The sequence below is a fragment of the uncultured Frigoribacterium sp. genome, from assembly GCF_963515265.1.
Lineage (GTDB): Bacteria > Actinomycetota > Actinomycetes > Actinomycetales > Microbacteriaceae > Frigoribacterium.
This window is the reverse complement of record NZ_CAUPYL010000220.1, coordinates 1-4038: the sequence shown is the minus strand read 5'-3', so window position 1 is coordinate 4038 and position 4038 is coordinate 1. Positions and strand designations below refer to the sequence as shown.

Annotated in this window: 5 protein-coding genes; all 5 read left to right on the top strand. The window is 66.4% G+C overall.

Features of this window, described 5'->3' with window-relative positions:
* The coding region (locus RWM17_RS12910; protein WP_314104272.1) for a DUF6121 family protein at positions 1-244 on the top strand (244 nt) is incomplete at its 5' end.
* A 334-nt stretch (positions 245-578) separates the two neighbouring features.
* Positions 579-953 carry a 30S ribosomal protein S12 gene (rpsL, locus tag RWM17_RS12905; protein ID WP_043593380.1) on the top strand — a complete coding sequence of 125 codons (375 nt, stop codon included), beginning with the start codon at positions 579-581 and terminating at the stop codon, positions 951-953.
* The gene (gene rpsG, locus RWM17_RS12900; RefSeq protein WP_123547680.1) at positions 953-1423 is read left to right on the top strand and encodes a 30S ribosomal protein S7; all 471 of its coding nucleotides are present in this window, start codon (positions 953-955) and stop codon (positions 1421-1423) included. Before rpsL ends, rpsG begins: the two co-directional genes overlap by 1 nt.
* An 84-nt stretch (positions 1424-1507) precedes the next feature.
* A complete protein-coding gene (gene fusA / locus RWM17_RS12895) occupies positions 1508-3622 on the top strand; it encodes an elongation factor G (RefSeq protein ID WP_314104269.1) in 2115 nt (704 codons plus the stop codon).
* 126 nt (positions 3623-3748) lie between these two features.
* The coding region (locus RWM17_RS12890) for a GTP-binding protein (protein WP_314104267.1) at positions 3749-4038 on the top strand (290 nt) is incomplete at its 3' end.

Genomic DNA, 4038 nt, shown 5'->3' with positions numbered 1-4038 from the left:
CCCCGGTCCCCGACCCGCGCCCCCGAGCCCCTGGCCCGCCGTCGTCTCCGCGGCCGCCGCCGTTTGGGTGGTCATGCTGCTCGTCGGCAGCGTCGGCTACGCCGTGGTGCGCGGCGAGGCCGTCTGGCTGGTGCTCTTCGCCGCGCGCTACGCGCTGTCGCCGTTCGTGCTCGGCGCGGTCGTCTGCGCCGCCCTCGTCGTGCTCGGCACGCTGCTGGTCTCGAGGGCCGAGCCCGCCCGCTGACCGGGCAGGGAGGCGCCTGGCCGTTCGCCGTCGGCGTCCCGTCGCAGCCCGGAGACATTTGATTAACCCCCTGGCCGAAGCTATGCTCTATCGGGTGTGCGCTTCATCGCGCGCCCGAAAATCCCGCTCGTACCACGGTCGACGACCAGGCACGAGCAGGGTCACACCGTCCCCCAGCTGCTCCGCGTGCTCGTCACGCAGCGGTCGCCGGGCGGGGCAGGGCCTCATCCGGCCCGGTCCCGACGAGACGAGGACGCCGACCATCCGGTCGGACAGAGCAGAGCACTGCACGGCGCAGCACCGGCCGAGAGCAGAGCGCAACCAAGGAGAACCAGTGCCAACCATCCAGCAGCTGGTCCGCAAGGGACGCACGCCGAAGGTCGTCAAGACCAAGGCCCCCGCCCTGCGGTCCAACCCCCAGCAGCGTGGCGTGTGCACCCGCGTGTACACCACCACCCCCAAGAAGCCGAACTCCGCGCTCCGCAAGGTCGCCCGTGTGAAGCTCTCCAACGGCACCGAGGTCACCGCCTACATCCCCGGCGAGGGCCACAACCTGCAGGAGCACTCGATGGTGCTCGTGCGCGGCGGTCGTGTGAAGGACCTCCCCGGCGTGCGCTACAAGATCGTCCGTGGCGCCCTCGACACCCAGGCCGTGAAGAACCGCAAGCAGGCTCGTAGCCTCTACGGTGCGAAGAAGGACAAGAAGTAATGCCTCGTAAAGGACCCGCGCCCAAGCGCCCCGTCGTCGCCGACCCGGTCTACGGTGCGCCGATCGTCAGCCAGCTCGTCAACAAGATCCTCCTCGACGGCAAGAAGGGCCTCGCCGAGCGCATCGTCTACGGTGCTCTCGCCGGCGTCTCCGCCAAGAACGACCAGGATGCCGTCGTCACGCTGAAGAAGGCGCTCGACAACGTGCGCCCGACCCTCGAGGTGCGTTCGCGCCGCGTCGGCGGCTCGACCTACCAGGTCCCCGTCGAGGTCAAGCCGCACCGCGCGAACACGCTCGCGCTCCGCTGGCTCACCACCTACGCCAAGGCTCGTCGCGAGAAGACGATGACCGAGCGCCTCATGAACGAGATCCTCGACGCCTCCAACGGCCTCGGCGCCGCTGTCAAGCGCCGTGAGGACACTCACAAGATGGCCGAGGCGAACAAGGCCTTCGCGCACTACCGCTGGTAACAGCCACGGAGGCGCGGTGTGCGCACGACGTGCACCGCGCCTCCTCGGCTCCCGCTTTCCCCACCTACCCCTTCGGAGGAACCTGTGGCACAGGACGTGCTCACCGACCTGAACAAGGTCCGCAACATCGGCATCATGGCGCACATCGATGCTGGCAAGACGACGACGACCGAGCGCATCCTGTACTACACCGGCATCACCCACAAGATCGGTGAGGTCCACGACGGTGCGGCCACGATGGACTGGATGGCGCAGGAGCAGGAGCGCGGCATCACGATCACGTCCGCCGCGACGACGTGCTTCTGGAACAAGAACCAGATCAACATCATCGACACCCCCGGCCACGTCGACTTCACGGTCGAGGTCGAGCGTTCGCTCCGCGTGCTCGACGGCGCGGTCGCCGTCTTCGACGGCAAGGAGGGCGTCGAGCCCCAGTCCGAGACCGTCTGGCGTCAGGCCGACAAGTACGACGTGCCCCGCATCTGCTTCGTCAACAAGATGGACAAGCTCGGCGCCGACTTCTACTTCACGGTCGACACGATCATCAACCGCCTGGGTGCCAAGCCCCTCGTCATGCAGCTCCCGATCGGTTCGGAGTCCTCGTTCGAGGGCGTCGTCGACCTGGTCGAGATGCGTGCGCTGACGTGGCGCGGCGACTCCAAGGGAGACGTCGAGCTGGGTGCGAAGTACGAGATCGAGGAGATCCCGGACGACCTCAAGGAGAAGGCCGCGGAGTACCGCGCCAAGCTCCTCGAGACGGTCGCCGAGTCGGACGACGCGCTGCTCGAGAAGTACTTCGGCGGCGAAGAGCTGACGATCGCCGAGATCAAGGGCGCCGTCCGCAAGATGACGGTCAACAGCGAGCTGTACCCGATCTTCTGTGGTTCCGCGTTCAAGAACCGCGGCGTCCAGCCGATGCTCGACGCGGTCATCGACTACCTCCCCTCGCCGCTCGACGTGCCCCCCATGGAGGGCCACGACGTCCGCGACGCCGAGAAGGTCATCATCCGCAAGCCCGAGTCGACGGAGCCGTTCTCGGCCCTCGCCTTCAAGGTCGCGGTGCACCCCTTCTTCGGTCGCCTCACCTACGTCCGCGTGTACTCCGGCTCGATCGAGTCGGGTGCCCAGGTCATCAACTCGACCAAGGACAAGAAGGAGCGCATCGGCAAGATCTTCCAGATGCACTCCAACAAGGAGAACCCGGTCGACAGCGTCACCGCCGGCCACATCTACGCGGTCATCGGCCTGAAGTTCACCACCACCGGTGACACGCTGTGCGACCCGTCCGAGCAGATCGTGCTCGAGTCGATGACGTTCCCCGAGCCCGTCATCGAGGTCGCCATCGAGCCCAAGACGAAGGCCGACCAGGAGAAGCTCTCGCTGGCCATCCAGAAGCTCGCCGAAGAGGACCCGACGTTCCGCGTCGAGCTCAACGTCGAGACCGGCCAGACGGTCATCAAGGGCATGGGCGAGCTCCACCTCGACATCCTCGTCGACCGCATGAAGCGCGAGTTCAACGTCGAGGCGAACGTCGGCAAGCCCCAGGTGGCCTACCGCGAGACGCTCAAGAAGGGCATCGAGCGCTACGACTACACCCACAAGAAGCAGACCGGTGGGTCGGGCCAGTTCGCCAAGATCCAGATCGCCCTGGAGCCCTACGAGGTCACGGCCGAGTCGACCTACGAGTTCGTCAACAAGGTCACCGGCGGCCGCGTCCCGCGGGAGTACATCCCCTCGGTCGACGCCGGCATCCAGGACGCCATGCAGGTCGGAGTCCTCGCGGGCTACCCGACGGTGGGCGTCCGGGCGCTGCTCCTCGACGGCGCGGCGCACGACGTCGACTCGTCGGAGATGGCCTTCAAGATCGCTGGGTCGATCGCCTACAAAGAGGCGGCTCGCAAGGCCCAGCCCGTTCTCCTCGAGCCGCTCATGGCGGTCGAGGTGCGTACGCCCGAGGAGTACATGGGCGACGTCATCGGCGACCTCAGCTCGCGACGCGGGCAGATCTCGTCGATGGAAGACGCCAGTGGTGTGAAGGTCGTTCGGGCCAGCGTGCCGCTGTCGGAGATGTTCGGCTACGTCGGAGACCTGCGGTCGAAGACCTCGGGTCGTGCCGTCTACTCGATGACGTTCGAGTCGTACCAGGAAGTCCCCTCGGCCGTCGCCGAGGAGATCATCCAGAAGAACAAGGGCGAATAGTCCCGAATCTCGCGGCCGTTCCTCGACCGCGTAACATGTACACACACCAATCCGCAGTGTCCGGTAGGCCGGGTCATCGACCCGGCCCCCGGCCCCACTGCAACCGAGTCCTGAGGAGGACCCACAGTGGCTAAGGCCAAGTTCGAGCGGACCAAGCCGCACGTCAACATCGGAACCATCGGTCACGTCGACCACGGCAAGACCACGCTCACCGCGGCGATCACCAAGGTCCTGCACGACAAGTACCCGACCCTCAACGAGGCGTCGGCCTTCGACCAGATCGACAACGCGCCCGAAGAGAAGCAGCGCGGCATCACGATCAACATCTCGCACGTCGAGTACCAGACGGAGAAGCGTCACTACGCTCACGTCGACGCTCCCGGTCACGCCGACTACATCAAGAACATGATCACCGG